The organism is Mesorhizobium sp. RCAM 05104, from assembly GCF_059683645.1.
In genome coordinates this window covers 6,191,215-6,216,259 of record NZ_CM185033.1, presented here as the reverse complement: position 1 = coordinate 6,216,259, position 25,045 = coordinate 6,191,215, and the positions used below count along the sequence as shown (strand labels likewise).

The 25,045-nt window shown below is 63.1% G+C and carries 25 protein-coding genes; 8 read left to right on the top strand and 17 right to left on the bottom strand.

From position 1 onward, the window contains the following. Window positions 1–190: 190 nt before the first annotated feature. The 4 genes from AC56QP_RS30425 to ettA form a co-directional block, all read right to left on the bottom strand. Complete coding sequence (locus AC56QP_RS30425) at window positions 191–1,312, bottom strand: beta-ketoacyl-ACP synthase III (RefSeq protein WP_489862121.1); 1,122 nt, start codon at window positions 1,310–1,312, stop codon at window positions 191–193. 105 nt (window positions 1,313–1,417) lie between these two features. Then, complete coding sequence (locus AC56QP_RS30420; RefSeq protein ID WP_489862122.1) at window positions 1,418–1,753, bottom strand: hypothetical protein; 336 nt, start codon at window positions 1,751–1,753, stop codon at window positions 1,418–1,420. A gap of 115 nt (window positions 1,754–1,868) precedes the next feature. After that, on the bottom strand, window positions 1,869–2,639 hold the full coding sequence (gene tam, locus AC56QP_RS30415) for a trans-aconitate 2-methyltransferase (protein WP_489862123.1): 771 nt from the start codon (window positions 2,637–2,639) through the stop codon (window positions 1,869–1,871). Between the two features lie 65 nt (window positions 2,640–2,704). After that, on the bottom strand, window positions 2,705–4,354 hold the full coding sequence (ettA, locus tag AC56QP_RS30410) for an energy-dependent translational throttle protein EttA (protein ID WP_489862124.1): 1,650 nt from the start codon (window positions 4,352–4,354) through the stop codon (window positions 2,705–2,707). Between the two features lie 256 nt (window positions 4,355–4,610). Between ettA and AC56QP_RS30405 the strand changes: the two genes are divergently transcribed. Continuing rightward, on the top strand, window positions 4,611–5,897 hold the full coding sequence (locus AC56QP_RS30405; RefSeq protein ID WP_489863481.1) for a GGDEF domain-containing protein: 1,287 nt from the start codon (window positions 4,611–4,613) through the stop codon (window positions 5,895–5,897). A gap of 129 nt (window positions 5,898–6,026) precedes the next feature. Here AC56QP_RS30405 and AC56QP_RS30400 read toward each other — a convergent pair whose 3' ends face one another. Beyond that, on the bottom strand, window positions 6,027–7,040 hold the full coding sequence (locus AC56QP_RS30400; protein ID WP_489862125.1) for a ribonuclease T2 family protein: 1,014 nt from the start codon (window positions 7,038–7,040) through the stop codon (window positions 6,027–6,029). 190 nt (window positions 7,041–7,230) lie between these two features. Here AC56QP_RS30400 and AC56QP_RS30395 point away from each other — a divergent pair, with 190 nt between their 5' ends. The 3 genes from AC56QP_RS30395 (at window position 7,231) to AC56QP_RS30385 (ending at window position 11,118) form a co-directional block, all read left to right on the top strand. Continuing rightward, window positions 7,231–8,163: an alpha/beta fold hydrolase gene (locus tag AC56QP_RS30395; RefSeq protein ID WP_489862126.1), complete on the top strand. Its 933-nt coding sequence runs from the start codon at window positions 7,231–7,233 to the stop codon at window positions 8,161–8,163. A gap of 133 nt (window positions 8,164–8,296) precedes the next feature. Then, complete coding sequence (locus AC56QP_RS30390; protein ID WP_489862127.1) at window positions 8,297–9,472, top strand: CaiB/BaiF CoA transferase family protein; 1,176 nt, start codon at window positions 8,297–8,299, stop codon at window positions 9,470–9,472. Beyond that, the gene (locus tag AC56QP_RS30385) at window positions 9,469–11,118 is read left to right on the top strand and encodes a thiamine pyrophosphate-binding protein (protein ID WP_489862128.1); all 1,650 of its coding nucleotides are present in this window, start codon (window positions 9,469–9,471) and stop codon (window positions 11,116–11,118) included. Before AC56QP_RS30390 ends, AC56QP_RS30385 begins: the two co-directional genes overlap by 4 nt. Window positions 11,119–11,156: 38 nt before the next feature. Here AC56QP_RS30385 and AC56QP_RS30380 read toward each other — a convergent pair whose 3' ends face one another. Together AC56QP_RS30380 and AC56QP_RS30375 are read right to left on the bottom strand one after the other, a co-directional pair. Then, entirely contained in the window at window positions 11,157–11,597 is a 441-nt protein-coding gene (locus AC56QP_RS30380) for a CHRD domain-containing protein (protein WP_489862129.1), read from the bottom strand. A gap of 185 nt (window positions 11,598–11,782) precedes the next feature. After that, window positions 11,783–13,066 (bottom strand): cystathionine gamma-synthase family protein, encoded by a 1,284-nt coding sequence (locus tag AC56QP_RS30375; protein WP_489862130.1) that lies wholly within the window; start codon window positions 13,064–13,066, stop codon window positions 11,783–11,785. Between AC56QP_RS30375 and AC56QP_RS30370 the strand changes: the two genes are divergently transcribed. Together AC56QP_RS30370 and AC56QP_RS30365 are read left to right on the top strand one after the other, a co-directional pair. Next, window positions 13,065–13,208, top strand: a complete 144-nt coding sequence (locus AC56QP_RS30370; protein WP_489862131.1) for a hypothetical protein — start codon at window positions 13,065–13,067, stop codon at window positions 13,206–13,208. The genes AC56QP_RS30375 and AC56QP_RS30370 overlap by 2 nt on opposite strands. Then, window positions 13,189–13,647 carry an Lrp/AsnC family transcriptional regulator gene (locus tag AC56QP_RS30365; RefSeq protein WP_489862132.1) on the top strand — a complete coding sequence of 153 codons (459 nt, stop codon included), beginning with the start codon at window positions 13,189–13,191 and terminating at the stop codon, window positions 13,645–13,647. The genes AC56QP_RS30370 and AC56QP_RS30365 overlap by 20 nt, the downstream gene beginning before the upstream one ends. A 43-nt stretch (window positions 13,648–13,690) precedes the next feature. Here AC56QP_RS30365 and AC56QP_RS30360 read toward each other — a convergent pair whose 3' ends face one another. From AC56QP_RS30360 to AC56QP_RS30345, 4 genes are all read right to left on the bottom strand, one after another. Further along, window positions 13,691–14,662, bottom strand: coding sequence for an ABC transporter substrate-binding protein (locus AC56QP_RS30360; protein WP_489862133.1), 972 nt, complete (start codon window positions 14,660–14,662; stop codon window positions 13,691–13,693). 41 nt (window positions 14,663–14,703) lie between these two features. Further along, the gene (locus AC56QP_RS30355; protein ID WP_489862134.1) at window positions 14,704–15,858 is read right to left on the bottom strand and encodes an ABC transporter permease; all 1,155 of its coding nucleotides are present in this window, start codon (window positions 15,856–15,858) and stop codon (window positions 14,704–14,706) included. After that, window positions 15,855–16,733, bottom strand: a complete 879-nt coding sequence (locus AC56QP_RS30350; RefSeq protein WP_489862135.1) for an ABC transporter permease — start codon at window positions 16,731–16,733, stop codon at window positions 15,855–15,857. The genes AC56QP_RS30355 and AC56QP_RS30350 overlap by 4 nt, the downstream gene beginning before the upstream one ends. Before the next feature lie 141 nt (window positions 16,734–16,874). After that, on the bottom strand, window positions 16,875–17,666 hold the full coding sequence (locus AC56QP_RS30345; protein ID WP_489862136.1) for an ABC transporter ATP-binding protein: 792 nt from the start codon (window positions 17,664–17,666) through the stop codon (window positions 16,875–16,877). Between the two features lie 130 nt (window positions 17,667–17,796). On the opposite strand from AC56QP_RS30345, the gene AC56QP_RS30340 reads away from it, so the two are divergent. Beyond that, window positions 17,797–18,201, top strand: a complete 405-nt coding sequence (locus AC56QP_RS30340) for a cupin domain-containing protein (RefSeq protein ID WP_489862137.1) — start codon at window positions 17,797–17,799, stop codon at window positions 18,199–18,201. A 23-nt stretch (window positions 18,202–18,224) separates the two neighbouring features. On the opposite strand, the gene AC56QP_RS30335 is transcribed toward AC56QP_RS30340, so the two are convergent. The 5 genes from AC56QP_RS30335 to aptA form a co-directional block, all read right to left on the bottom strand. Further along, window positions 18,225–18,605, bottom strand: a complete 381-nt coding sequence (locus tag AC56QP_RS30335; RefSeq protein WP_489862138.1) for a hypothetical protein — start codon at window positions 18,603–18,605, stop codon at window positions 18,225–18,227. Next, window positions 18,605–20,056, bottom strand: coding sequence for a dihydropyrimidinase (hydA, locus tag AC56QP_RS30330; RefSeq protein WP_489862139.1), 1,452 nt, complete (start codon window positions 20,054–20,056; stop codon window positions 18,605–18,607). The genes AC56QP_RS30335 and hydA overlap by 1 nt, the downstream gene beginning before the upstream one ends. 65 nt (window positions 20,057–20,121) lie before the next feature. After that, entirely contained in the window at window positions 20,122–21,372 is a 1,251-nt protein-coding gene (locus AC56QP_RS30325; RefSeq protein WP_489862140.1) for a Zn-dependent hydrolase, read from the bottom strand. Beyond that, window positions 21,373–21,786, bottom strand: coding sequence for an endonuclease domain-containing protein (locus AC56QP_RS30320; RefSeq protein ID WP_489862141.1), 414 nt, complete (start codon window positions 21,784–21,786; stop codon window positions 21,373–21,375). Window positions 21,787–21,922: 136 nt separating this feature from the next. Further along, the gene (aptA, locus tag AC56QP_RS30315) at window positions 21,923–23,251 is read right to left on the bottom strand and encodes an omega-aminotransferase AptA (protein WP_379103532.1); all 1,329 of its coding nucleotides are present in this window, start codon (window positions 23,249–23,251) and stop codon (window positions 21,923–21,925) included. 254 nt (window positions 23,252–23,505) lie between these two features. Here aptA and AC56QP_RS30310 point away from each other — a divergent pair, with 254 nt between their 5' ends. Beyond that, window positions 23,506–24,129: a TetR family transcriptional regulator C-terminal domain-containing protein gene (locus tag AC56QP_RS30310; protein WP_091580580.1), complete on the top strand. Its 624-nt coding sequence runs from the start codon at window positions 23,506–23,508 to the stop codon at window positions 24,127–24,129. Window positions 24,130–24,145: 16 nt separating this feature from the next. On the opposite strand, the gene AC56QP_RS30305 is transcribed toward AC56QP_RS30310, so the two are convergent. Continuing rightward, entirely contained in the window at window positions 24,146–25,024 is an 879-nt protein-coding gene (locus AC56QP_RS30305) for a helix-turn-helix transcriptional regulator (RefSeq protein WP_489862142.1), read from the bottom strand. Between the last annotated feature and the right edge of the window lie 21 nt (window positions 25,025–25,045).

Here is a 25,045-nt window from a genome sequence, read left to right as displayed (position 1 = left end):
ATCGCGTTGATTTCAAAGTGAGACCCCTCCCGAACGCCGGGAGCAGTCGAGATTGAGGTCAGGCTGAGGGGAGTGGAAGGCAGGCGCGAATCGGCCAGACTGGGCGGATTTCAAGACTCCGAACGAAGCGTGCCTTGGTAAGGAAGTGCGGGACGCCGCCTTCCGCAGGCCGGCTGAATATCAGCACACGTTAGAGCATTCTGAGAAGCGCGCCACCTATCGAGTATCCCGCGCCAAAGGCGCAGATCAGGCCGTGGTCACCTGGCTTCATGTCGGCATGGTTCTGCGACAGCGCGACGATGGCGCCGGCGCCTGCCGTGTTGCCAAGTTTTTCCAACACCATCGGCGCGCGGTCATGGTCGACCTCATGGCCGAACGACAGCTTCAGGATCATGGCATTCATGCGGGCATTGGCCTGATGCAACCAGAAGCGCCTGACAGCCTGCGGCGTCAGCCCGTGCTCGGCGAGGAACTCGACAATGAATTTGTGCCCGGCGACGGTGACCTCCTTGAACACCTTGTTGCCGACCTGCTTGATCAGATTGCCTTCCAGATTGATCATATAGGGATCATCCTGGGCGGTACGGGTGTAGTAGCCAAGATTGGTGCGGATGTTGTTCGACATCTGCGTCCAGATCCGCGTGTCGAGCACCTCGAAGCGTCCCGGTCGCCTCTCGCCCAGGGCGAGCCCCTCGACCACCATCGACACCGAGGCATCACCGAAGATGAAATGCGTCTGCCGGTCGCGGAAATTGAGATGACCGGTGATGATTTCCGGTGTCGTCACCAGAATGCGCTTGTGCGCGCCCGAGCGCACTAGGTTGACCGCCATGTGAAGGGCTGCCGCCGCCGACGAACAACCAAGCCCCATGTCGAAGCCGGCGCCCTTTGTGCCCAGCGCCTCCTGCATTTCGATGGCGATCGCCGGATAGGGTCGCTGGTGATGCGAGGCCGAGCAGATGATCAGGTCGATATCGGAAGGCCGCAGCCCAGCATGGTCGAGCGCTTTCCTGGCCGAGGCGATGCCGAACTCGGCTTCGAGCGACAGCGCATCGTCTGGGCGCGCTGGAATGCGCGGCGTCATGCGGGTCGGATCGAGAATGCCTTCGCGCTCGATCACATGGCGGGTGCGCACGCCCGAAGCGTGGACGATGAAGTCGCTGTCCGATTTCTGCAGCGGCGGCTCGTCGGTGCCCTGGCGGCGCGCATTCTCCATGTCGACCCAGGCATTGAAGCTGGCGACCAGTTCTTCATTGGTGATCGAGGGTTCAGGAATTTCAACGCCGATGCCGCCGATGATGACGCGATGCATGTCCAGTCTGTCCCATCCGCAGCGTTGCGGCTTCATGTGGGCGCCGTAACGCTCCGGCGCAACACTTTTCTCACTGAGGCGGTTTACGCCAACTTAAACGTGACTTCACCAGGCGCAGACCTTGGTGTTGGTCTGCGGATTGTTCCAGCAGGCGCCATCGTCGCGGCTGCGCACGAACTGTCCCGGCAGCGGCACGTTGCGGCGGCCGAGATTGACATAGCCATAGGCGAAGCCTGGGCCGTCGACCTCCAGCACATAGGTCGGATAGCCCGGCGCCGAGATGCGGAAGCTGCCGGCACCGTCGATCGCGCGATAGCTGCACGGAAAATAACCGTCATCGCTGGTGAAGCAGCGCGCCCGCTTGGCCTCGGCCGAGCCCGACAAGGCCAGAAATGTCGCCACGCACACGCTGCCGGCGAAGAGCAATTTTCCCAGTGTCATCATCCACCCCCTGCCACGCGAGCTTGACGGAATTCCCGCGGCAATGAAATGCGCACGGTGGCGAAACGGGGTCAAGCAGCCGCGATTGGCTGCTGGCGATGTAGATAATTCTTTCCTAGCCGGCCCGCTTGGCGACGATGAAAATACGAGGGAAGCGCAACAGCACCTTGCCGTTCACCGTCCTCGGATAGGCCTTGGCGATCTTGGCCGTGTAGCTGTCGAGGAACATCTTGCGCTCGCCGGCTTCCAGCGGATCGAGGAAAGGCTTCAGGCCGGTCGATTTCACCCATTCGACGATCGCTTCGGCGTCGGCCAGAGGATGATTGTAGATCGTGTGCCATATGTCCAGCCGATCGCTGAGCGGCGACAGGAGGTCATAATAGAACGACACCGGCGGCAACGGCGCGCGCGCCGCACCCTTGATCTTTGCGGCAAACGGCATTTCGGCGGCGGTCTCCCGCATCAGGCGATGGGAGTCCTCGCCCATATTGTCGGGCATCTGGATGGCGAGCGCGCCGCCTTGCGCCAGAAAGCCCATCAGCCGCTGGAACACCGCCGGGTGCTCGGGCAGCCACTGGAAGACCGCATTGGCGAAGATCACGTTGACCGGCTCCGCCGGCTGCCATTTGGACGCATCGGCGAGGTCAAAGCTGACTTCAGGCAGCCGCGCCCTCGCCTTTTCGATCATGTCGGGAGAGGTGTCGAAGCCGCTCACCTCGGCATCCGGCCAGCGCTCGACCAGAAGTTCCGTCGAGTTGCCTGGCCCGCAGCCGATGTCGACGACCCGGCGCGGGAAGTCCACCGGCACTTGCGCGACGAGATCACGCGCAGGCCGCGTGCGCTCGTCCTCGAATTTCAGATATTGGGCGGCGGACCAATCAGCCATTTGAACTCCTCATATCACCTTGAGAATTCGCCGCCCCAATGCCCTTACCGCTTCAGAGTGATCCCCTACCGCGTCAGCCTCTTGTAGGTCATGCGGTGTGGATTGACGGCATCGGGCCCGAGCCGGCGGATCTTGTCCTGCTCGTAGTCCTCGAAATTGCCCTCGAACCATTCGACATGGCTGTCGCCCTCGAAGGCGAGGATGTGCGTCGCCAGACGGTCGAGGAACATGCGATCGTGCGAGATGATGACGGCGCAGCCACCGAAGTTTTCCAGCGCGTCTTCAAGGGCGGCCAGCGTTTCGGTGTCGAGATCGTTGGTCGGTTCGTCGAGCAGCAGCACATTGCCGCCGGTCTTCAGCATCTTGGCCAGATGCACGCGGTTGCGCTGGCCGCCGGACAGGTTGCCGACCTTCTGCTGCTGGTCGCCACCACGGAAGTTGAACGACGCGCAATAGGCGCGTGTGTTGGCCTCGAACTTGCCGAGCTTGACCACTTCAGCACCACCGGAAATCTCTTCCCACACGGTCTTCGAAGGATCGAGCTGGTCGCGGCTCTGGTCGACATAGCCGAGCTTGACCGTTTCGCCGATGCGGATCGTGCCGGCGTCCGGCTTTTCCTGGCCGGTGATCATGCGGAAAAGCGTCGTCTTGCCGGCGCCGTTCGGGCCGATGACGCCAACGATGCCGCCCGGCGGCAGCTTGAACGACAGATTGTCGATCAGCAAGGTGTCGCCAAAGCCCTTCGACAGGCCTTCCGCTTCGATCACCACATTGCCAAGCCGTTCGCCATGCGGAATGACGATCTGTGTATCGCTCGGACGCCGCTTGTCGGCGGCATCCAGCAGATCCTGGAATGCCTGGATACGCGCCTTGGACTTGGTCTGGCGGGCCTTGGGGCTGGACTGGATCCACTCGCGCTCGCGGCCGATCGCGCGCTGGCGGGCGTCGTCCTCGCGGCCTTCCTGCTTGAGGCGCTTGGCCTTGGCTTCGAGGTACTTGGTGTAGTTGCCCTCGTAGGGAATGCCGCGGCCACGGTCGAGCTCGAGGATCCAGCCGGTGACATTGTCGAGGAAGTAGCGATCGTGGGTGATGATCATGACAGCACCCGGATAGGCGCGCAGATGCTTTTCCAGCCACGCGGTCGTCTCGGCGTCGAGATGGTTGGTCGGTTCGTCGAGCAGCAGAAGATCGGGCTGGCGCAGCAGAAGCTGGCAGAGCGCGACGCGGCGGCGCTCACCGCCCGACAGCTTGGTGACGTCGGCATCCTTGGGCGGGCAGCCCAGTGCTTCCATCGCCATCTCGACCTGCTGTTCGAGATCCCACAGGTTCAGCCGGTCCATCTCGTCCTGGAGCTTGGCCGACTCGTCGGCCGTCTCGTCGGAATAGTTCATCATCAATTCGTTGTAGCGTTCGATGATGGCGGTCTTGGCGGCGACGCCTTCCATGATGTTCTCGAACACCGTCTTGTTCGCGTCGAGCGCCGGCTCCTGCGCCAGGTAGCCGACGGTGGCGCCTTCAGCCAGCCAGGCCTCGCCGCTCCACTCCTTGTCGAGCCCGGCCATGATCTTGAGGATCGTCGACTTGCCCGAACCGTTGGGGCCGAGAATGCCGATCTTGGCATCTGGATAGAAGGACAGATGGATGTTCTCGAGCACCTTCTTGGTGCCATAGGCCTTGTTGAGGCCGGCCATGTGATAGATGAACTGGCGTGCCACGCGCGCTTTCCCTGAAAAACTGACTGGATTGTCAAATTGAATGGAGGTTGGCCGCTATGTAGGCGATGCAGCGGCGAACGGCAATCGCTTTCGCCGCTTCGGTCCGGTCACACGAGGAAGTGTCCGCCGAACCGGGCGGTTTTCCACCGGCCACCGAACCCGCTGAAAGCTCCGGTTAACCCTTCCGCGTCAAAACAGGGATGGGGTGGAATCGCTGGCTGGCCGCGATTTCGAGAGAGAGATCGGATCGACGGCATTGCTGAACAGTTTCCTGCTCCTTGCCGAGGCGGTCGTCTACTTCAGCGTCATGGTGACGCTCTTCCGCTTCAGAAAGCGTATCGGCCTCGGCGTGTTCGTCTGCGCGCTCGGCGTCATGCACTTCCTCGAGACCTATCTCGCCAGCGTCTTCTATGTCGACCTGCCGTTCGGCATGGTCTCACCGGGCTCGGCGGTACTGTTTTCCGGCAAGCTGGTGATGCTCTTGCTGCTCTACATGAAGGAAGACGCCGCCACCGTCCGTCAGCCGATCTATGGGCTGCTGCTCGGCAATACGCTGATGGTTGCGCTGGTGCTGCTCCTGCGCCTGCACGCCATCGCCGCGCTTCCCGATGGCAGGCTCCCCGACATCGGCTTCATCGATGAGATGGGCTGGCTGATGGTGTGGGGCACGACGTTGCTCTTCGTCGACGCCATCCTGATCATCCTGCTCTATGAAAAGCTTGGGCGCACCCTGCGCAGGGCACAGTTCGCGCGCATCCTGATTTCGGTCGCCTGCGTGCTCACCTTCGACCAGGCCGGGTTCTTCACCGCGCTGCATTTCGTTGCTGGCGCGCCGATCGCGGTCTTTTTCGGTGGCTGGTTTGCCAAGATGGCGGCGGCGCTGGCCTTCAGCGGCATGCTCGTGGCCTATCTCAGATGGTTCGAAGCCCGGGAGATTTCGGTGCCGCGTGGGCTGACCGACATCTTCGACACGCTGACCTATCGCGAGCGCTATGAAGCCCTGGTCGAACATGTTGGCCGTGACGGCCTCACCGGCCTGCTGCACCGGGGGCGCTTCGACAGCGACGGTGAAGCCGCGGTTCAGGCCAGCCTGCGCACGGCCAGGCCACTCAGCCTGCTGATCATCGACGTCGACCACTTCAAGTCGATCAACGACCGTTTCGGCCATGCCGAAGGCGACAAGGTGCTGAAAGCCGTTGCGGCATTGCTTGGCGAAATGGCTGGTGCCGAAGACCAGGTGTTCCGGATCGGCGGCGAGGAATTCGCCATCCTCAGCTCGCGCCCGCACCCGGTCGCCAGGCTGTTCGGCGAAAGCATCCGCAACGCGGTCAAGACGTCAGCCACCACCAGCCGCTTCGAGCTGACGGTCAGTGCCGGCGTTTCCAGCGTCAGCGAAACGACCCGCAGCCTTGCCGATATCTTCGCGCTTGCCGACCAGCGCCTCTACAGGGCCAAGTCGACCGGACGCGATCGCGTCGTCGGCGAACCCGTTGGCCATGAGGCCGATACCGCCGTTGCATGGACGAAGCCCGCGCAACTGTAATTGTATTCTTGCTGCGGCTTCTTCTGCCGCCGAATGCCTGTCCCGCCGAATGATGCGCGAGGCAGCATAGCACCACCTCGCGGGCGAGACGACAGTCCCTGCCGGCTTACTGGGGTCCGCGCCCCGTACTTACTGGAACCCGATCGCGTCGACGGTGCCTGTCGGGCAACCGGCCTTGTTGGTCGGCACCGAGGCCAGCAAAAGATCCTTGAGCGAACTGTTGGGACCGATCGGGCCGGCAAGGCCCAGCGTCAGTTCGCCGATCAGCCGCCGGCCGCTCGACGGATCGATGACGCAGGACACGCGCACGCGGTCGCCCGCTCCAGCGCCGAAGGCAGTGTCAAAGGCACCGCGGATCTGGTCCGCCGTCAGCTTGCCGCCAATGTTCTTGGCAAAGAGGTCACGCACCGGCGAGCTGTTCACCGCACGCATCAGGTTGAGCGCGTCGGAGAAGTATTCCTGCTGGCTCTTGCCGTAGCAGGTGCCGTGCTTGATCCATTCATGCCGCTCGAGCTGGGAAGCCGTACCCGGCATCACCCGGTCGAGTTCCGAGCGAGTGTTGGCATCCAGATTGACCGGCGGCAGATCCTTCCAGTGGGCAGGATTGTCGTTGGCCTTGTCGCCTGCCGTCACCTGGCAATAGAAATTGCCGCTCGGTTGCGGCCACAGGCCGTGCAAGGTGAAATGCGTCGCGTCGAAATCGTTCGCGCTCTGCGCCCTGCATTCTGTCTTGCTCGATTTGGTCTCGCAAAAGGCCGGTTGCCAGCTCAGGGCGAAGACATAGTCGGGTTTCCCCGAGGCGGATGTCGCCGGCTTGCCCTGCCCGCCGGGCGCGGCCGGCACTGTCGCTGCGCTGCTGCCGGACACATGGCCGCAACTGACCTTCACCCAGCGGCGCTCGGGATTGGCGCCCGGCACCAGGATGAGATAGTGCGTCGGCGCATCCTTGTTGCCGGCAAGCAGCTGGTAGCCCTGCCCGGCATCGGTCGAGACATTGCCTGGATTCTTGCCGTTCTTGATGGCCTGCGTTGCCGGACAGGCAGCGTCGGCAACGAAGGTGCCGCTCAGCTTGACGTCGGCACGCGCAGCACTGGCCAGCGACGCCGCCAGCATGGCCAATCCGAAAACAAAACCAATGCGCATATGGAATCCCCGGCTGAAGAAAGTGGGCGACAGACTGCCGCTGTCTCCGTGTCAGAATTGCGATATTTCGCCGGTCAAGCGCAAGAAACATCGTCGCGCAAAAGCAGCCGTGGCGGATTGACGCAAAACCGGCGCCGGCGCAAACAATGCCTGCGCCGCGAAGGTCGGCGGAACCTGGAGACCGAGCGGCATGTCATTCAGCCAGCAGCGCATGGTTCGCTCGCCGACCGGTGCCGACCTCAATCTTTTCATCAGGCAGGCCGATGGCCGGCCACGCGCTGTCGTCCAGATCAATCACGGACTGGCCGAACATGCCGCGCGCTACGCCCGCTTTGCCGATTTCCTTGGGGAGCGCGGCTTCCATGTCTATGCACACGACCACCGTGGCCATGGCGCTACAAAGGCTCCCGACGCACCGCTCGGCAGGTTCGCCGACAAGGACGGCCCTGCCAAGGTGATTGCCGATATCAATGCCATTCACGATCTGATCGCCAGCGAACAGCCAAACCTGCCGGTCATCCTTTTCGGCCATTCGATGGGTGCGTCCGTGGCGCTGAACTTCCTGTTGCGCCACTCCGCTCGCGTTCACGCTGCCGCCATCTGGAACGGCAATTTCTCGGCCGGCCTGCTCGGACAGGTGGCGCTCGGCATCCTCGCCTGGGAGCGGTTCCGGCTCGGCTCCGACGTCCCGTCGCGCATCTTGCCCAGGCTGACCTTTCAGGCCTGGGGCAAGGCGGTGCCCAACCACCGCACATTGCTCGACTGGCTGTCGCGCGACGAGGCCGAGGTGGCGAAATACATCGCCGACCCGCTGTGCGGCTGGGACGCCTCGGTATCGATGTGGCGCGACGTCGTCGGCATGGCGCTGAACGGCGGCAAGGATGCCGGCTTTGCAGGGATGCGACGCAACCTGCCTGTCAGCATCGTCGGCGGCGAGAAGGACCCCGCCTCGGACTACGGCAAGGCTGTCGACCACCTCGCGAAACGCATGCGCGCGATGGGCTTTTCGAATCTCGTTTCAAAGGTTTACGCCGACACTCGCCACGAAAGCCTGAACGAGGTGAATCGCGACATCATCATGGCCGATTTCGCCGCCTGGGCCGACGGCGTGCTGAAATCGTGACCCGGTCACGCGGCGCGTCTCTTTTTCGAACCGGACCGTTGGCCCATCGCAAGGGCCGTGACAGCCACTGCCCAGCTTGATAGAGGCTCTGCTTTCGCAGCAATCACGGTGATTGCGGCAACCACGGTGATTTATGGCCGAACCCCCGCTGAAAGGCGTCCGCGTCGTCGAACTCGCCCGCATCCTTGCCGGGCCGTGGGCCGGGCAATTGCTTGCCGATCTGGGCGCCGACGTCATCAAGGTCGAAAGTCCCGATGGTGGCGACGACACCCGCAAATGGGGTCCACCCTTCGTCATCAGCAAGGACGGCGAGAACCTGTCGGCCGCCTATTACCATTCCTGCAATCGCGGCAAGCGCTCTATCGCCATCGATTTCTCGACGCCTGAGGGCGCCGAGACGGTGCGCCGGCTGGTCGCCACGTCGGATGTGCTGATCGAGAACTTCAAGCTCGGTGGCCTGAAGAAATACGGGCTCGACTACGACAGCTTGCGTAGGATCAACCCGCGCCTCGTCTATTGCTCGATCACCGGCTTCGGCCAGGATGGGCCCTATGCGCCGCGCGCCGGCTACGACTTCATCATCCAGGCCATGGCCGGCATGATGTCGATCACCGGTGAGGTCGGCCGCGAGCCGCAAAAAGCCGGCGTCGCCATATCGGACATCTTCACCGGTCTTTACTCCGTCATCGCCATCCAGGCCGCATTGCGTCATGCCGAACAGACCGGCGAGGGTCAGCACATCGACATGGCGCTCTTCGACACCCAGATCTCGGCGCTCGGCAACCAGAACCTCAATTATCTCGTCTCCGGCAAGTCGCCGGTCCAGATGGGCAACGCGCACATGAACATCGCGCCTTACGAGGTGGTGCCGGTCAGGGACGGCCACATCATCCTGGCGGTCGGCAATGACGGCCAGTTCGCCAAATTCTGCGCTGCCGTCGGGTTGGACGATTTGCCGACCAATCCCGATTTCGCCACCAATCCGGCACGGGTCGCCAACCGGGTAAAGCTGCGCGAACACGTGATCGAGGCGCTGAAGACTTTTGATCGTGACCCGCTGCTGGCAAGACTGGAAGCGGCAGGCGTGCCGGCGAGCCCGATCAACACGATCGGCCAGATGTTCGCCGACCCGCAGACGATCGCTCGCGGCATGCGGCTCGATCTCGACGACGGCCACGGCAATCTCCTGCCTTCGGTGCGCGCGCCGATGGTCATGTCGGGCACGCCGCTGGTCTATGAGCGCCCCTCGCCGCGCCTGGGCGAACACACCGAAGAAATCCTTGCCGAACTGGAGAGGTCCAAGAAATGAAGACCGGCGGACAGCTGATCGTCGACGCACTCGAAGCCAATGGCAGCGACCGTATCTATTGCGTGCCCGGAGAATCCTACCTCGCGGTGCTCGACGCCCTGCACGACTCGCCGATCCGCACCATCGTCTGCCGCCAGGAAGGCGGTGCGGCGATGATGGCCGACTGTCATGGCCGCCTGACCGGCAAGCCCGGCATCTGCTTTGTCACCCGCGGCCCCGGCGCCACCAACGCCTCGGCCGGCATCCACATCGCCATGCAGGATTCGATCCCCCTTATCCTGTTCATCGGCCAGGTCGCCAGCCACGCCAAGGAGCGCGAAGCCTTCCAGGAGGTGGATTACAAGCGCTTCTTCGGCGCCATCGCCAAATGGGTGGTCGAGATCGACGATGCCTCGCGCATCCCTGAATTCGTTACCCGCGCCTTCGCGGTGGCGACATCGGGCCGTCCCGGTCCCGTGGTCATCTCGCTGCCTGAAGACATGCTGACCAGTGTCGTCGATGCGCCCGCTGCCTTGCCGCACACGCCGGTCGAAACACGGCCGGGCGAAGCCGAACTCGATGCGCTGGAAAAGCTGCTCGGCAAGGCCAAGCGGCCTTTCGTCATCCTTGGCGGCACGCGCTGGGACGCTGAGGCCGTGGCGCGGATACGAACGATCGCCGAGGCGTGGTCCCTGCCGGTCGGCTGTTCCTTCCGCCGCCAGATGCTGTTCGACCATCTGCATCCGAACTATGCCGGCGATGTCGGCATCGGCATCAATCCGAAACTGGCGACGGCGATCAAGCAGGCCGATCTCCTGCTGCTCGTCGGCGGCCGCATGGGCGAGATGCCGTCCTCCGACTACACGCTCCTGAAAAGCCCCTACCCCGATCAGACGCTGGTCCATATCCATGCCGACGCCGGAGAGCTCGGCCGCGTCTATCGGCCGACACTGGCGATCAACGCCTCGCCCGCCGCCTTCGTCGAAGCCTTCGCCAAGCGCAAGCCGGCCTCGGCACCCGTCTGGGCAGGCGAGACGCCAAAGCTGCATGCCGCCTATCTCGACTGGTCGACACCGCCGGAAAGCGGCCCCGGCTCGGTCCAGATGGGGCCGATCATGAACTATCTGGAAAAGATGCTGCCCGACGACGCCATCCTCACCAACGGCGCTGGCAACTACGCCACCTGGGTCCATCGTTTCCATCGCTTCCGCCGCTTCGCCACCCAGGGCGCGCCGACCTCGGGCTCGATGGGCTATGGCACCCCTGCCGCGGTCGCCGCGAAAGGGCTGTTTCCGGACCGCACCGTGGTCGCCTTCGCCGGCGACGGGTGCTTCCTGATGAACGGGCAGGAATTCGCCACCGCTGTGCAGTATGACCTGCCGATCATCGTCGTGGTCGTCAACAACGGCATCTACGGCACCATCCGCATGCACCAGGAGCGCGAGTATCCCGGCCGCGTCGTCGCCACCGATCTCAAGAATCCCGACTTCGCTGCCCTAGCCCGCGCCTATGGCGGTCATGGCGAAACGGTCGAGAAGACGGCGGACTTCGCCCCGGCCTTCGAGCGTTCCCGCGCCAGCGGCAAGCCTGCAATCGTCGAGATCAGGCTCGACCCGGAGGCGATCACGCCAACCCGGACGATGACGCAAATTCGCGACAAAGCGTAAAAAAGGGGCGGTTGCCCGCCCCTTGCGTTGTGGCTTCCCTACATCGCCTTTTCGATCTGGCCGCGGATCTCGCCGTCCTTGTTGGCGGCGGTGTGGACGTTGACGTAATATTTGCCGGCCTCCAGGTCAGCCGCCTGGGCATCGGTCAAGACAGCCGAACCCTTGATCGGGCTCTTGAGCTTCTTGAACGGGATCACCGGTCCGGCGTTCTCACCCACCGCCGCCGGGCCGTGAATGTGCCCAGCCACCGCCGGCCCGCTTAGGCCGGAATATTTGACGTTCCAGCTGAGCTTCTTCTTGGCCGTGTCGAACGTGAAAGTGGCAGTTCCCTTGCCTTTCGTGGTGACGGGCGGATTTTGCTGGGCGCCATCGAGCGTCGCCTTGAACTTTTCCATGTCGGCCAGGGCCGGCGAGGCAAGGAAGATGGAAGCAGAGACGGCAAGTGCCGAAACGATCGGCGAAAAGGAATGCATTCGCATTTTAGAACCTCCGTTGGATGTAACACCCTTGCGGCCCCCCGGCCGCATGGATGTATCAGCACAACGGTCGGCTGGCCAAAAGTATCCGCGGGCGCACGCATATGTGATGACCAATGGAACAAAAGAGGCGGTCGCCCGCACACCCCAGATCATCCATCGACGCCTCGATAAGCGAAAGGCAATGGTCAGACGGCCGCCAGCGCCTGAGTGAGATCAGCGATCAGGTCGTCGGGGTGCTCGACACCGATGGACAGCCTGACCGTGGTCTCAAGCACGCCGATGCGCTGGCGCACGTCGAAGGGAATGCCCGAATGGGTCATGGCCGCAGGGTGGCTGGCCAGCGATTCCGTTCCGCCGAGGCTCACCGCCAGCTTGAAGATCTGCAATCCGTTGAGAAAGGCGAAAGCCGCCTTCTGCCCGCCCCTGATATCGAAGGAGAATGTCGAGCCGGCGCCGCTGCATTGCATCCGGTAAACGCGACCCGCGGGTGTATCCTCGCCCAGGAACGGCAGATAATGCACCTTCTCGACCTTGGCATGATCGCGCAGGAATTCGGCGACGAGGCGCGCATTGTCGTTGGCCCGCTCCATGCGGATCGACAACGTCTCCAGCGAGCGGCCGAGCATCCAGCAGGAATGCGGGTCCAGCTGCGTGCCGATCGCGCCGCGCAGCGCCTTGATCGGCTTGGTGACCGCCTTGCTGCCCATGGCGGCGCCCGCGATCAGGTCGGAATGGCCGCCGACATATTTGGTCAGCGAATAGACGGAAACATCAGCGCCGTGCTCGATGGGCCGCTGGAACACCGGGCCAAGCAGCGTGTTGTCGCAGACGACGATCGGCGTCGAACCTTGGTTCGCGCCGATCTCGTCGGCGATCCTCCGCATCAGCGCGATGTCGACAAGGCTGTTGGTCGGATTTGACGGCGTCTCGATCAGGATGACCGAAACGCGGCCCTTCGCGGCGGCAGCGTCGGCGGCCGCGCGCACCGCCGTCTCGTCGACACCATCGGCGAAGCCGACAGCGCCGACGCCGAAGCCGGAAAGCGTGCGCGTCAAAAGCGTCTCGGTGCCGCCATAAAGCGGCTGCGAATGCAGGATGACGTCGCCCGGACGGGCATAGGCGAGCAGCGTCGTCGCGATCGCCGACATGCCGGACGAAAACAGGATACAGGCATCCGTCCCTTCATAGATCGCCAGCCGGTCCTCGACGATCTCGCTGTTGGGGTGGTTGAAGCGCGAATAGACCAGACCGGACGCCGTGCCAGTTGGAGGCTCCTTGCGACCGGACGTGTAGTCGAAGAAATCACGACCCTCTTCGGCCGATTTGAACACGAAAGTCGAGGTCAGGAACACCGGTGGCTTGACCGCGCCCTCCGAAAGCTGCGGATCGAAGCCATAGCTCAGCATCAGCGTCTCCGGATGGAGCTTGTGGTTGCCGATATGGGTTTTCGACGGGCGCGGCGCGGGCATGGCTTTTTCCTACTTTTCGAGCGTGTTGCGCGGCAATTTATTCGATCTCCAGCACGCAGTCCTTGCTATTTCTGGGCTGCCATGGCTGCGTTTGCGCAACGAATTGCTGAAAGAGCGCAAAAATGCAGCAGAAGATAGCTAACGATTTCGACCGCAAGATCCTGCGTGAACTGCAGGCCGACGCCCGTATCACCAACAACGAGCTTGCCGGGCGCATCGGCCTGTCGCCGTCGCCCTGCCTGAGGCGGGTGCGGCGGCTGGAGGAGACCGGAATTATCAGGGGCTACACCACGCTGGTCGATCCGTCCGCCTTCGGCTGGAGCATGGTCGCCATCGCCACCATTCGGCTCGGCCGCCAGAACGAGGACGAGATCGTCATGTTCGAGGACGCGATCCGCGGCTGGGAAGAAGTGCTGGAATGCCACCTCGTCACCGGTTCGCGCGACTATGTGCTGAAAGTGGTGACAGGCAGCCTCGAACAATACGAGCGCTTCATCAAGGAAAAGATCGCGCGGCTGAAATGCGTCGCCTCGATCGAAACCAGCTTCGTCATGAACACCATAAAGGAACGGCGCCTCTGACACTTGGCCAGAGGCGCCGTTCCCAAGATGTTGCCGGCTAGGCTTACTTGACTGCCTTGTCGGTGATGGCGGTGGTATAAGCGCCTTTCGGCTCCTTGGTGATGATCTTCTGGTCAAGCAGCGCCTTGGCGGTGCGCTCGTAGGTCGCCGGGTCGAGCTTGCCGTCGGCATTGTCGATCAGCTTGGCGACTTCGCTCATCATGCGCTTCTGGTGGTTCTCGTCCTGGCCGCCACCGTCCATGACGATGCTTGCTGCCTCGTCATTATTGTCGATGGCGTATTTCCAGCCCTTCATCGAGGCACGCACGAAACGCACCATCTTGTCTTCGAAGGCCGGATCCTTGAGCTTGTCTTCCGACGCATAGAGCCCGTCCTCGAGCAGGTCGTTGCCCATCGCCGAATAGTTGAACACGGTCAGCTGTTCCGGCTTGTAGCCGGCGTCGATCAGCTGCCAGTACTCGTTGTAGGTCATGACCGAGATGCAATCCGCCTGCTTCTGGATCAGCGGCTGCACGTCGAAGCTTTGCTTGAGAACGGTGACGCCATCCGGGCCGCCATCGGTCTTGAGGCCAAGCTTGTTCATCCAGGCGTAGAACGGATATTCGTTGCCGAAGAACCAGACACCGAGTGTGTGGCCCTTGAAGTCGGCTTCGGTCTTGATCGGGCCGTCCTTCGGGCAGACCAGCTCCATGCCGGCCTTCTTGAACGGCTGGGCGATGTTGACCAGCGGCACGCCCTTTTCGCGCGCGGCCAGCGCACCGCCCATCCAGTCGACGATGACATCGGCGCCACCGCCGGCGATGACCTGCTCGGGCGCGATATCGGGGCCGCCCGGCTTGATGTCGACGTCGAGACCCTCGGCCTCATAGAAACCCTTGGCCTTGGCGACGTAGTAGCCGGCAAACTGGGCCTGCGTGACCCATTTCAGCTGCAACGTCACCTTGTCTGCGGCCATCGCCTGGAACGCGGCCAGCGACATCGCGCCGGCCAGAACAGGAATAACAAGTCTTTTCATGTTTTTACCCTCTGAAGTTAGCACCCTTAAACCCACCGCCCCTATCCACCACGGACAGAGGGATGCCAAAACGTGACGGCTCTTTCGACCAGAGCGACCACGCCATAAAAGACCGAACCCGCAAGTGCTGCAACTGCGATTTCGGCCCAGACCATGTCGATGTTCATCCGCCCGACCTCGGTCGAGATGCGGAAGCCCATGCCGACGACGGGCGTGCCGAAGAACTCGGCGACGATGGCGCCGATCAGCGCCAGCGTCGAGTTGATCTTCAGCGCGTTGAAGATGAAGGGCGCGGCGGCCGGCAGCCGAAGCTTCAGCAACGTCTGCCAGTAGCCCGACGCATAGGTGCGCATCAGGTCGCGTTCCATATGGCCGGAAGCGGCAAGCCCGGCGACCGTGTTCACCAGCATCGGGAAGAAGGTCATGATGATGACCACAGCCGCCTTGGACTGCCAGTCGAAGCCGAACCACATGACCATGATCGGCGCCACACCGATGATCGGCAGCGCCGAGACCATGTTGCCGATCGGCAAAAGCCCGCGCCGCAGGAACGGCACGCGATCGGCGAGCACGGCGGTGATGAAGCCGGCGCCGCTGCCGACGATGTAGCCGAAGATCACCGCCTTGAAGATGGTCTGCCGGACATCGGCGCCGAGCACCGGCAGCGAACTGGCGATGCGCGCACCGATGGCGCTCGGTGGCGGCAACAGGATGAAGGGGATGCCGGCGCCGCGCGTCACCGCCTCCCAGATGATCAGAATCCAGGCGCCGAAGATAGCCGGGATGATCAGGCGCAGCGCGCTCCGGGCCCAGCTCGCCATCGGCCGAAGCCCAGACAGCACGGCGACGCAGCGCCAGCCAAGCAGCCAGGCAGCCGTGAGCAGAAGGAAATACGGTGCCCGCGCCAGACCTTCGAAGCCGGCGATGCCACCAATCAGCAGCCAGGCCACCAGATGCGCACCGATGAAAAGCACGACAGCCTCGACGACGGACGGCATTCTGGCCATCGAGATCAAAGCAGCGAGAAGCAGCGCGCCGAAGATCAGCCAGCTCGTCGCCGCATACGGATATATCAACGTCCCCGCGGGCTGCGCCAGCGGATCGACTTTTGGCGCGGCGATCGCGCCAAGCGCAAGTCCGGTCACGCACAGCACGATGGCCAACACCGCTTGCCAGGAGGGTTTCAACCAGCTCATGCCGGCCTCCCGCCCATGGCGCGGTCGACGATGCGGCCGGCAATGCCGACCACCATGACCAGAAGCGCCGCCACCACCGAGCCTGCGACCAGCGCCGACCAGATGTCGATGGACTGGCTGTAGTAGGCGCCGGCCAGCAGCTTGGCGCCGATGCCGGCGACCGCACCGGTCGGCAGTTCGCCAACAATGGCGCCGACAAGGCTTGCCGCCACCGCCACCTTCATCGAGGTGAACAGGAATGGCACCGAGGCCGGCACGCGCAACTTCCAGAAGGTCTGCGCGCCGCTGGCATTGTAGGTGTGCATCAGGTCGAGATGCATGATCTCGGGCGAGCGCAGCCCCTTCACCATGCCCACCGTCACCGGGAAGAACGACAGATAGGTCGAGATCATCGCCTTCGGGATCAGGCCGGTGATGCCGATCGCCGCCAGCACGACGATGATCATCGGCGCCACCGCCAGGATGGGAATGGTCTGCGATGCGATGATCCACGGCATCAGGCTGCGGTCGAGCGTCGCCACATGCACGATGCCCACTGCAATGATGATGCCCAGCGCCGTGCCGAAGGCAAAACCGAGCAGCGTCGACGACAGCGTCACCCAGGCGTTGTAGACGAGGCTGCGGTTCGAATTGATTGGCCGCAGGAAGGTGTTCTCGAAAAAATTCACCGCCACCTGGTGCGGCGCCGGCAGCGTCGGCTTCGGCTGCGACAGCGTCTTGCCGATGAATTCGCTCAAGGCAGGGGTTTCATTGGCGCGGCGGTCGAGATCGCGCTGGAACGGCGTGTTGAGAATGACGGCGAAAACGTACCAGAGGACGACCACGCCAGCGAGAATCGAGGTAACTGGGATGACCTTGTCGCGGAAAGAGTCCATCAGGAGCGCTCCCCTCTTCCCCTTGACGGAAGCGAGCGACGACACCCATTCTTCGTTATCCCAGGGTCTGCGCATGCCGCTTCGCGGCTGCTCCGCCCCAGGATGACCAAGGCGTGGCTGGCCGCTCGCTCGTCAGGGCGCTCAATCGTCATAGCTGTGCCCTGCCCTCAAGCCATCACGAACCCGCGCCGCTATCGCCAGGAACTCCGGCGTCTCGCGGATGTCGAGCGGCCGTTGCTTCGGCAGCGTCGATTCGATGATGTCGCTGACCCGGCCCGGCCGCGGTGACATGACGACGATGCGCGTCGACAGATAGACGGCTTCGGGAATGGAGTGGGTTACGAAGCAGATGGTCTTGTTGGTTCGTCCCCACAGTTCCAGCAATTGCTCGTTGAGATGGTCGCGCACGATCTCGTCCAGCGCGCCGAACGGCTCGTCCATCAACAGGAGGTCGGCGTCGAAGGCCAGCGCACGGGCGATCGAGGCGCGCTGCTGCATGCCGCCCGAAAGCTGCCAGGGATATTTCTTCTCGAATCCAGAGAGGTTGACGAGGTCGAGCGTGCGCTTGATGCGCTCCGCCTGCTCAGCCTTGGACAGGCCCATGATCTCAAGCGGCAGCCCCACATTGCGCTCGATGGTGCGCCAGGGAAACAGGGCCGCTGCCTGGAAGACATAGCCATAGGCACGTTTCTCGCGCGCCTGTTCGGGTGTCATGCCGTTGACCGAAATCGTCCCCGATGTCGGTTTCTCCAGATCCGCGATGACGCGCAGCAAGGTGGTCTTGCCGCAGCCCGAAGGCCCGATGAAGGAGACGAACTCACCCTTGCCGATGGTCAGGTCGACATTGGACAGCGCCTGCACCGGCCCGTCATTGGTCTGGAAGGTCAGTCCGAGTCTGCTTGCCGCAACGACGGCTGGCGAGGTCCCTGTCATCGGCTGCGGCCTGCCTGTTCCCGTCCCTGGGGCGCCGGCTGGATTCCGATTGCTTTTATCGCGATGTTGTTTTCCACTCGCCCCGTCCCACTGGTCTTGTCCCACTCGATCGACGCCCGGAGTTTCCCCGATGTCGCCTAAACCGACTTGTCATCTTATCCGCCCTGAAAGCTCTTATGAAGGCAAGCAGGGATTGACCTATTTCGCCGGCATTGCCGCCGAAACGGTCGGCTCCTCCGGCATCTGCATGCACATGCTGACCATGCCGCCCGGCGCCCGTGCCAAGGCGCACATGCACGAAAGCCATGAAACGGCGATCTACGTGCTCTCCGGCGAAGTCCACACCTGGTACGGCGACCGGCTGGAGCATCATATCGTCGTCAAGGCAGGCGATCTCTTCTATATTCCCGCCGGTGTGCCGCATCTGCCGGCCAATCTGAGCGGCGCTCCCGCCTCGGCCGTCATTGCCCGCACCGATCCCAACGAACAGGAAAGCGTCGTCCTGTTGCCAGATCTGGATGCGCTGGTCGCCTGAAGCCGGCATCGATGCAGAGGCCGTCATCGGCAACGGGACACTTCTCCGTAGACAGTGCCGTCCTCGTCGGCAATCACCAGCTTCTTGGCATTCTTGCGGCTGCGCTTGACGGTGAACTGTATCGGCGACTGACCCTCCTCGCCTTCCGCCTCGCACATTGACTTCACCACCAGCGAACCGTCAGCCTGTGTCTTCTTCTCGGTAAAGGTGCAGGCGCTGGTAGCGGTGATGAATTCCGTATCGTTCAGCAGCAGCATGTCCTCCGCATAGACTTGCTGGCCGTTCTTGTTGATACAGCCGGACTTGTTGCCATAGGGCTTGGACAGATCGATGCCGGCAGCCGACGCATGGCCCGCGGCCAGGACAAGAAGAGCGGCTGAAAAGAGCCCCGCGCGCCTCACCATCAAACCCCGGTCGCCGGAATGCCGCTGCGTTCCACCTTGCGCGGCGCGGTGATGTCCTTCCACGTCGACAGCGCCCGGTTGACCGCCGCATTCGGTTCGCGGCCGACGAATTCGCCATGGCCGGGCTTGGCCTTGACCTCAGCTTCCTGGATCGACAGTTCGCCGCGCGAGAAGACGAAGCGCGGCAGTCCGGTCACCTCGAACCCTTCGAAGACATTGTAGTCGATGACCGACTGCTGCTTCTTGGCCGTAATCTTCTTCTTGCGCTTCGGATCCCAGACAATGATGTCCGCATCCGCGCCTTCCACGATGGCGCCCTTCTTCGGGTACATGTTGAGGATCTTGGCGATGTTGGTCGAGGTCACCGCGACGAACTCGTTCATCGTCAGTCGGCCGGTGTTGACGCCCGTGGTCCACAGCACTGGCAAACGGTCTTCCAGACCACCGGTGCCGTTGGGGATCTTGGTGAAGTCCCCGACGCCGTTTCGCTTTTGGCTGGTGGTGAAGGCGCAATGGTCGGTCGCGACCACCTGGAGCGATCCGGCCTGCAGGCCGGCCCAGAGCGAATCCTGGTGCAATTTGTTGCGGAAAGGCGGGCTCATCACGCGGCGCGCCGCATGGTCCCAATCCTTGTTGAAATATTCGCTCTCATCCAGCGTCAGGTGCTGGATCAGCGGTTCGCCGAACACCCGCATGCCCTTCTGGCGCGCCCGGCGGATGGCCTCATGGCTCTGCTCGCAGGAGACATGCACGACATAGAGCGGCACGCCGGCCATGTCGGCGATCATGATGGCGCGGTTGGTCGCCTCGCCTTCCACTTCCGGCGGCCGCGAATAGGCGTGCCCCTCCGGCCCATTGTTGCCGGCGGCCAACAGCTTCTGCGACAGGGCTGCGACCACGTCGCCATTCTCGGCATGCACCAACGGCAGCGCGCCGAGGTCGGCACAGCGCTGGAACGACGCATACATCTCGTCGTCGTCCACCATCAGCGCGCCTTTGTAGGCCATGAAGTGCTTGAACGAGGTGATGCCCTTGTCGACAACGGTGGCCATCTCGTCGAACACCTGCTTGCCCCACCAGGTGATCGCCATGTGGAAGGAGTAGTCGCAGGACGCCTTCGAGGTCTTGTTGTCCCACATCTGCAAGGCTTCGAGCAGCGACTGCTGCGGCGCCGGCAGGCAGAAATCGACCACCATCGTGGTGCCGCCGGCGAGCGCCGCCCGCGTGCCGGATTCGAAATCATCGGCCGAGTAGGTGCCCATGAACGGCATTTCGAGGTGGGTGTGCGGGTCGATGCCGCCCGGCATGATGTAGCAGCCGGTGGCGTCGAACTCGTGGTCGCCATGCAGATCCGAACCGATGGCGACGATCTTGCCGTGGCTGAACAGCACATCGGCCTTCCAGGTGCGGTCGGCGGTGACGATGGTGCCGTTCTTGATGACTTTGGTCATTTTCTCGTTCCCCTGTTCTCTTCGCGCTTCTTTGTGAGCGGCGTTTGGAATGTAGATCTCTAGGCTCACTCCACGATGACAGCTGTCTCCACCACTGCATGGAACAGCACGTCGGCGCCCGCCGAGGCCCATTCCTTGGTGATATCTTCGGCCTCGTTGTGAGACAGTCCGTCGACGCAGGGACACATCACCATCGCGGTCGGCGCGACGCGATTGATCCAGCAGGCATCATGGCCGGCACCGGAGACGATGTTGCGGTGCGTATAGCCGAGCCGTTCGGCGGCATCACGGATTGCCTTGACGCAGCCCTTGTCGAAGGTGACCGGATCGAAATGGCCGACCTGCTCGATCTTGTACTGGATGTCCAGTGCCTCGCAGATCGTGTCGATGCCTTCGCGGATGCGACCGTCCATCGCATCCAGCACTTCCTTCTCGGGCGAGCGGATGTCGATGGTGAAGACGGTGCGGCCGGCGATGATGTTGCGCGAGTTCGGATAGACCTCCATGTGCCCGACCGCACCGACGGCGTCGGGCTGGTAGTCCATGGCGATCTCGTGCACGAGCTCGATCACCCGCGCCATGCCGAGCCCGGCATTGCGGCGCTTGGGCATCGGCGTCGACCCTGTGTGCGCCTCCTTGCCGGTCAGCGTCACCTGCAGCCACTTCAACCCCTGGCCATGGGTGACGACGCCAATGTCGATGCCTTCGTCCTCGAGGATCGGTCCCTGTTCGATATGCAGTTCGAAGAAGGCGTGGATCTTGCGGTCGCCGACCTTCTCGGTACCCTTCCAGCCAATGCGCTCCAGTTCCTCGCCGAACTTCTTGCCGTCCTTGTCGACATGTTCGTAGACATCAGCCTGGTCGAGCACGCCGGCGAACACGCCGGACGCCATCATCGCAGGCGCAAAGCGCGCGCCTTCCTCGTTGGTCCAGTTGGTGACGACGATCGGGTGCTTGGTCTTGATGCCGAGATCGTTGAGCGAGCGCACCACTTCCAGCCCGCCGAGCACGCCGAGCACGCCGTCATACTTGCCGCCGGTCGGCTGCGTGTCGAGATGGCTGCCGACATAGACCGGCGGCAGGCTGGGGTCGGTGCCTTCGCGGCGGGCGAACATGGTGCCCATTTCGTCGACGCCCATTTCGAGCCCTGCCGCATCGCACCAGCGCTTGAACAGATGCCGGCCCTCGCCGTCCTCGTCGGTCACGGTCTGGCGATTGTTGCCGCCGGCAATGCCGGGGCCGATCTTCGCCATTTCCATTATCGAATCCCACAAACGGTCTGAATTGATTCGCAGATTCTCGCCGGGCGCGGCCATTCAAAACCTCTCCAATTGCGCGGGGTCCCCCTCCCTCTCGAGGGGAGGGTGGCCGCGAAGCGGTCGGGTGGGGTCGCCTGACATAAGCTCGACCTTCCCTTTGACCACCTGCGCGACATGCCACGCGCTGTTTATGACATCGGGCTCGTCAACGCGAAAGATATCGAACCCGAGCGAACGCAGATAGGCATCACGAACGGCGTCGTGCCGTTTGCCCTTTTCGTATTCGTGCAGATCGCCATCCACCTCGACCACCAGCTTCACACCGAAGCAGGCGAAGTCGACGATATACGGCCCAATCGGGCACTGACGGCGAAACTTGATGCCGGCCGATTTCAGGTCCCGCAGTTCATACCACAGCAGGGATTCGCCCTTGGTCGCGTGAACTCGAAGCGCCCGCGCCTTCTGGCGCATTTCGAAACTCACGCGAGTGCGGGGCATTAGTGGCGGCCTCGCAAAAGATCAGGTCGGCGCCCCGTCGTACCGACCCCACCCGACCGCTTCGCGGCCACCCTCCCCTCGAGGGGGAGGGATATCCGCGCCCAATTTGTCAATCGATCGACCTCAGCACATCGCGCACATGGTCGATCAATTCGTTGATCTGGCCCTTGGTGATGATCAGCGGCGGCGACAGCGCGATGATGTCGCCGGTGGTGCGGATCAGCGCGCCGCGCTCGAACGCCTTGACGAAGGCCGAGAAGGCCCGCTTGGTCGGCTGGCCGGCGATCGGCGCCAGCTCGATCGCGCCGATCAGGCCGATGTTCCTGATATCGATGACGTTCGGCTCGCCCTTCAGCGAATGCAGCGCGTCTTCCCAATAGGGCGCCAGCTCCTCGCCACGGGTCAGCAAGCCCTCTTCCTTGTAGGTGTCGAGCGTGCCGAGTGCCGCCGCGCAGGCGATCGGGTTGCCCGAATAGGTGTAGCCGTGGAAGAACTCGATCATGTGCTCGGGGCCGGTCATGAAGGCGTCGTGGATTTCCTTCTTCACGAACACCGCGCCCATCGGGATGACGCCGTTGGAGACGCCCTTGGCGGTGGTCATGATGTCGGGCGTGACGCCGAAATAGTCGGCGGCGAATGGCGTGCCGAGGCGGCCGAAGCCGGTGATGACCTCGTCGAAGATCAACAGGATGCCGTGCTTGGTGCAGATTTCGCGCAGCTTCTGCAGGTACCCCTTGGGCGGCAGGATGACGCCGGTGGAGCCGGCGACCGGCTCGACGATGACGGCGGCGATGGTCGAGGCGTCATGCAGGGCGACGATGCGCTCCAGTTCGTTGGCGAGTTCCGCGCCATGTTCCGGCACACCCTTGGTGAAGGCGTTCTTCTCCGGCAGATGCGTGTGCGGCATGTGGTCGACGCCGCCGAGCAGCGTGCCGAACATCTTGCGGTTGGTGACGATGCCGCCCACCGAGATACCGCCGAAATTGACGCCGTGATAGCCGCGCTCACGACCGATCAGGCGAGTGCGCGAGCCCTCGCCCTTGGCGCGGTGATAGGCGATCGCCATCTTCAGCGCGGTCTCGACCGATTCCGAGCCGGAATTGGTGAAGAACACATGGTCCATGCCCTTCGGCGCGAGATCGACCAGGCGGTTGGCCAGTTCGAACACGATCGGATGGCCCATCTGGAAGGCCGGCGCATAGTCGAGCTCGGCGGCCTGATGCTGGATCGCCTCGGTGATCTTGGGCCGGCAGTGGCCGGCGTTGACGCACCACAGGCCAGCGGTACCGTCCAGCACCTTGCGGCCATCGCTCGTCGTGTAATGCATGTCCTTGGCGGACACCATCATGCGTGGCGCCTGCTTGAACTGCCGGTTTGCCGTGAACGGCATCCAGAATGCGCTGAGATCGTTCGGCGTGACTTTCAGCCGGTTGGACATGACCAAGACTTCCCCTTGTAACTGTTTCGGTGCGCCTAACGCTTGGTCTTCCCAACTGTTGGTCTTCGCGACGTTTTCATGCTACGCAAATTTTTGACCGATTGGACAAACGTTAGCACCGCCCTGTCGGCGGTCAAGGGATTACTAGCGGAAATGCGGCATCGGAAGCGCGCTCCACAGCCTAAGGAAAAACTGGTCCAGAGAATTGGTCCAGATGACCGTCAACGCGAGGGCCCGCAACGGTGAACACCAGCATGGACGCCCCCCGCCGCACCCGCATCCAGCAGGAAAAGCGTGAACTCATACTCGAGGCGGCGCTCGAGGTGTTCTCCACCCATGGCTTTCGCGGCTCGACCATCGACCAGATCGCCGAAGCCGCCGGCATGTCGAAGCCGAACCTGCTCTACTACTTCCGCCGCAAGGAGGACATCCACGAGGCGCTGATGCAGCGGCTGCTCGATACCTGGCTGGCGCCGCTGCGCGAACTGGACGACATCGGCGATCCGCTGACCGAATTGCGCAGCTACATCAGGCGCAAGCTGGAAATGGCACGCGATTTTCCACGCGAGAGCCGGCTGTTCGCCAATGAGATCTTGCAAGGGGCGCCACGCATCATGCCGCTGCTGGCCGGCGAACTGAAAACGCTGGTCGACGAGAAGGCAGCCGTCATCAAGGGCTGGATGCGCGCCGGCAAGATCGCCAGGACCGACCCCTGGCACCTGATCTTCTCGATCTGGGCAACGACCCAGCACTATGCCGATTTCGACGTCCAGGTCCGCGCCGTGCTTGGGCCGAACCGCGGCGGCGACGGCCGTTTCGAGGATGCTGCCCGCTTCCTGGAGCAATTGTTCCTCGAGGGGCTGAAGCCGAAAAGCTGACCCCTGTCCAAGGGGCTCACGCGCTGCGCCGCTCGGCCGGCAATGCGTCCAGCAATGTCTGCAGCTTGGCGACCGAGTTCTGCTCGGCAAGCGGCGTGTAGGCGATCAGCTTCATGTCGGAGCCGTCGTCGATCGAAAAGCTCATATGCTCGAACGTCATCGCGCCAGCGATCGGGTGCCGGACATGCTTCACCCCCGACAATCGGCGCGCGACGTCGCGCTGCGGCCACCAACTGCGGAACTCCGGGCTTGATCGCGTCATCAACTCGATCAGCCGCTCGAAATCCGGATCGCCGACATATCTGGCGCTTGCGGCCCGGAACGAGGCCAGCACGGTGCGCGCCAGCTGCTCCCAGTCGACCAGCAGGCGCCGGTGGTACGGGTTGGTGAACACCATGTGGACGATGTTGCGGGCGTCCCCCTCCAGCAGACCATAGTCGCCGAACACCGCCACCGCCGCCGGGTTCCAGGCCAGCACATCCCAGCGCCGGCCGATCACATAGGCTGGCTGCAGGACCAGGCTTTGCAGCATGTGCAGCAAGGGACCGTCGACCTTTTCCGGCGCCACGGCACGACGCTCCGGCTGCTGGCGGCCGGCGAGGATGAACAGATGCTGTTTTTCGGCGGCGTCGAGGCGCAATGCCTCGCCGAGGGCCGTCAGCACTTCCACGGAGGGCCTGACGTCCCGCCCCTGCTCCAGCCATGTGTACCAGGTGGTGCCGACGCCGGCGATCATCGCCACCTCCTCGCGCCGAAGCCCGGGCGTGCGCCGCCGCAATCCGGTGGCGATGCCCGTTGCCGAGGGCGTCAGCCTTTCACGGCGCGAACGCAGGAAAGCGCCGAGCTCACGTCGGCGGCTGTCTTCAGCGGACTGAGTGGGGGATCGGGATTCCATGAGTCTATTATAGCAGTATTG

Excerpts from the sequence above, each read along its gene's own strand:
- AC56QP_RS30425 (WP_489862121.1), bottom strand. The coding sequence starts at position 1,312 with ATGCATCGCGTCATCATCGGCGGCATCGGCGTTGAAATTCCTGAACCC.
- AC56QP_RS30420 (WP_489862122.1), bottom strand. The coding sequence starts at position 1,753 with ATGACACTGGGAAAATTGCTCTTCGCCGGCAGCGTGTGCGTGGCGACA.
- tam (WP_489862123.1), bottom strand. The coding sequence starts at position 2,639 with ATGGCTGATTGGTCCGCCGCCCAATATCTGAAATTCGAGGACGAGCGC.
- AC56QP_RS30400 (WP_489862125.1), bottom strand. The coding sequence starts at position 7,040 with ATGCGCATTGGTTTTGTTTTCGGATTGGCCATGCTGGCGGCGTCGCTG.
- AC56QP_RS30395 (WP_489862126.1), top strand. The coding sequence starts at position 7,231 with ATGTCATTCAGCCAGCAGCGCATGGTTCGCTCGCCGACCGGTGCCGAC.
- AC56QP_RS30390 (WP_489862127.1), top strand. The coding sequence starts at position 8,297 with ATGGCCGAACCCCCGCTGAAAGGCGTCCGCGTCGTCGAACTCGCCCGC.
- AC56QP_RS30385 (WP_489862128.1), top strand. The coding sequence starts at position 9,469 with ATGAAGACCGGCGGACAGCTGATCGTCGACGCACTCGAAGCCAATGGC.
- AC56QP_RS30380 (WP_489862129.1), bottom strand. The coding sequence starts at position 11,597 with ATGCGAATGCATTCCTTTTCGCCGATCGTTTCGGCACTTGCCGTCTCT.
- AC56QP_RS30370 (WP_489862131.1), top strand. The coding sequence starts at position 13,065 with ATGGCTTTTTCCTACTTTTCGAGCGTGTTGCGCGGCAATTTATTCGAT.
- AC56QP_RS30375 (WP_489862130.1), bottom strand. The coding sequence starts at position 13,066 with ATGCCCGCGCCGCGCCCGTCGAAAACCCATATCGGCAACCACAAGCTC.
- AC56QP_RS30365 (WP_489862132.1), top strand. The coding sequence starts at position 13,189 with ATGCAGCAGAAGATAGCTAACGATTTCGACCGCAAGATCCTGCGTGAA.
- AC56QP_RS30360 (WP_489862133.1), bottom strand. The coding sequence starts at position 14,662 with ATGAAAAGACTTGTTATTCCTGTTCTGGCCGGCGCGATGTCGCTGGCC.
- AC56QP_RS30355 (WP_489862134.1), bottom strand. The coding sequence starts at position 15,858 with ATGAGCTGGTTGAAACCCTCCTGGCAAGCGGTGTTGGCCATCGTGCTG.
- AC56QP_RS30350 (WP_489862135.1), bottom strand. The coding sequence starts at position 16,733 with ATGGACTCTTTCCGCGACAAGGTCATCCCAGTTACCTCGATTCTCGCT.
- AC56QP_RS30345 (WP_489862136.1), bottom strand. The coding sequence starts at position 17,666 with ATGACAGGGACCTCGCCAGCCGTCGTTGCGGCAAGCAGACTCGGACTG.
- AC56QP_RS30340 (WP_489862137.1), top strand. The coding sequence starts at position 17,797 with ATGTCGCCTAAACCGACTTGTCATCTTATCCGCCCTGAAAGCTCTTAT.
- AC56QP_RS30335 (WP_489862138.1), bottom strand. The coding sequence starts at position 18,605 with ATGGTGAGGCGCGCGGGGCTCTTTTCAGCCGCTCTTCTTGTCCTGGCC.
- hydA (WP_489862139.1), bottom strand. The coding sequence starts at position 20,056 with ATGACCAAAGTCATCAAGAACGGCACCATCGTCACCGCCGACCGCACC.
- AC56QP_RS30325 (WP_489862140.1), bottom strand. The coding sequence starts at position 21,372 with ATGGCCGCGCCCGGCGAGAATCTGCGAATCAATTCAGACCGTTTGTGG.
- AC56QP_RS30320 (WP_489862141.1), bottom strand. The coding sequence starts at position 21,786 with ATGCGCCAGAAGGCGCGGGCGCTTCGAGTTCACGCGACCAAGGGCGAA.
- aptA (WP_379103532.1), bottom strand. The coding sequence starts at position 23,251 with ATGTCCAACCGGCTGAAAGTCACGCCGAACGATCTCAGCGCATTCTGG.
- AC56QP_RS30310 (WP_091580580.1), top strand. The coding sequence starts at position 23,506 with ATGGACGCCCCCCGCCGCACCCGCATCCAGCAGGAAAAGCGTGAACTC.
- AC56QP_RS30305 (WP_489862142.1), bottom strand. The coding sequence starts at position 25,024 with ATGGAATCCCGATCCCCCACTCAGTCCGCTGAAGACAGCCGCCGACGT.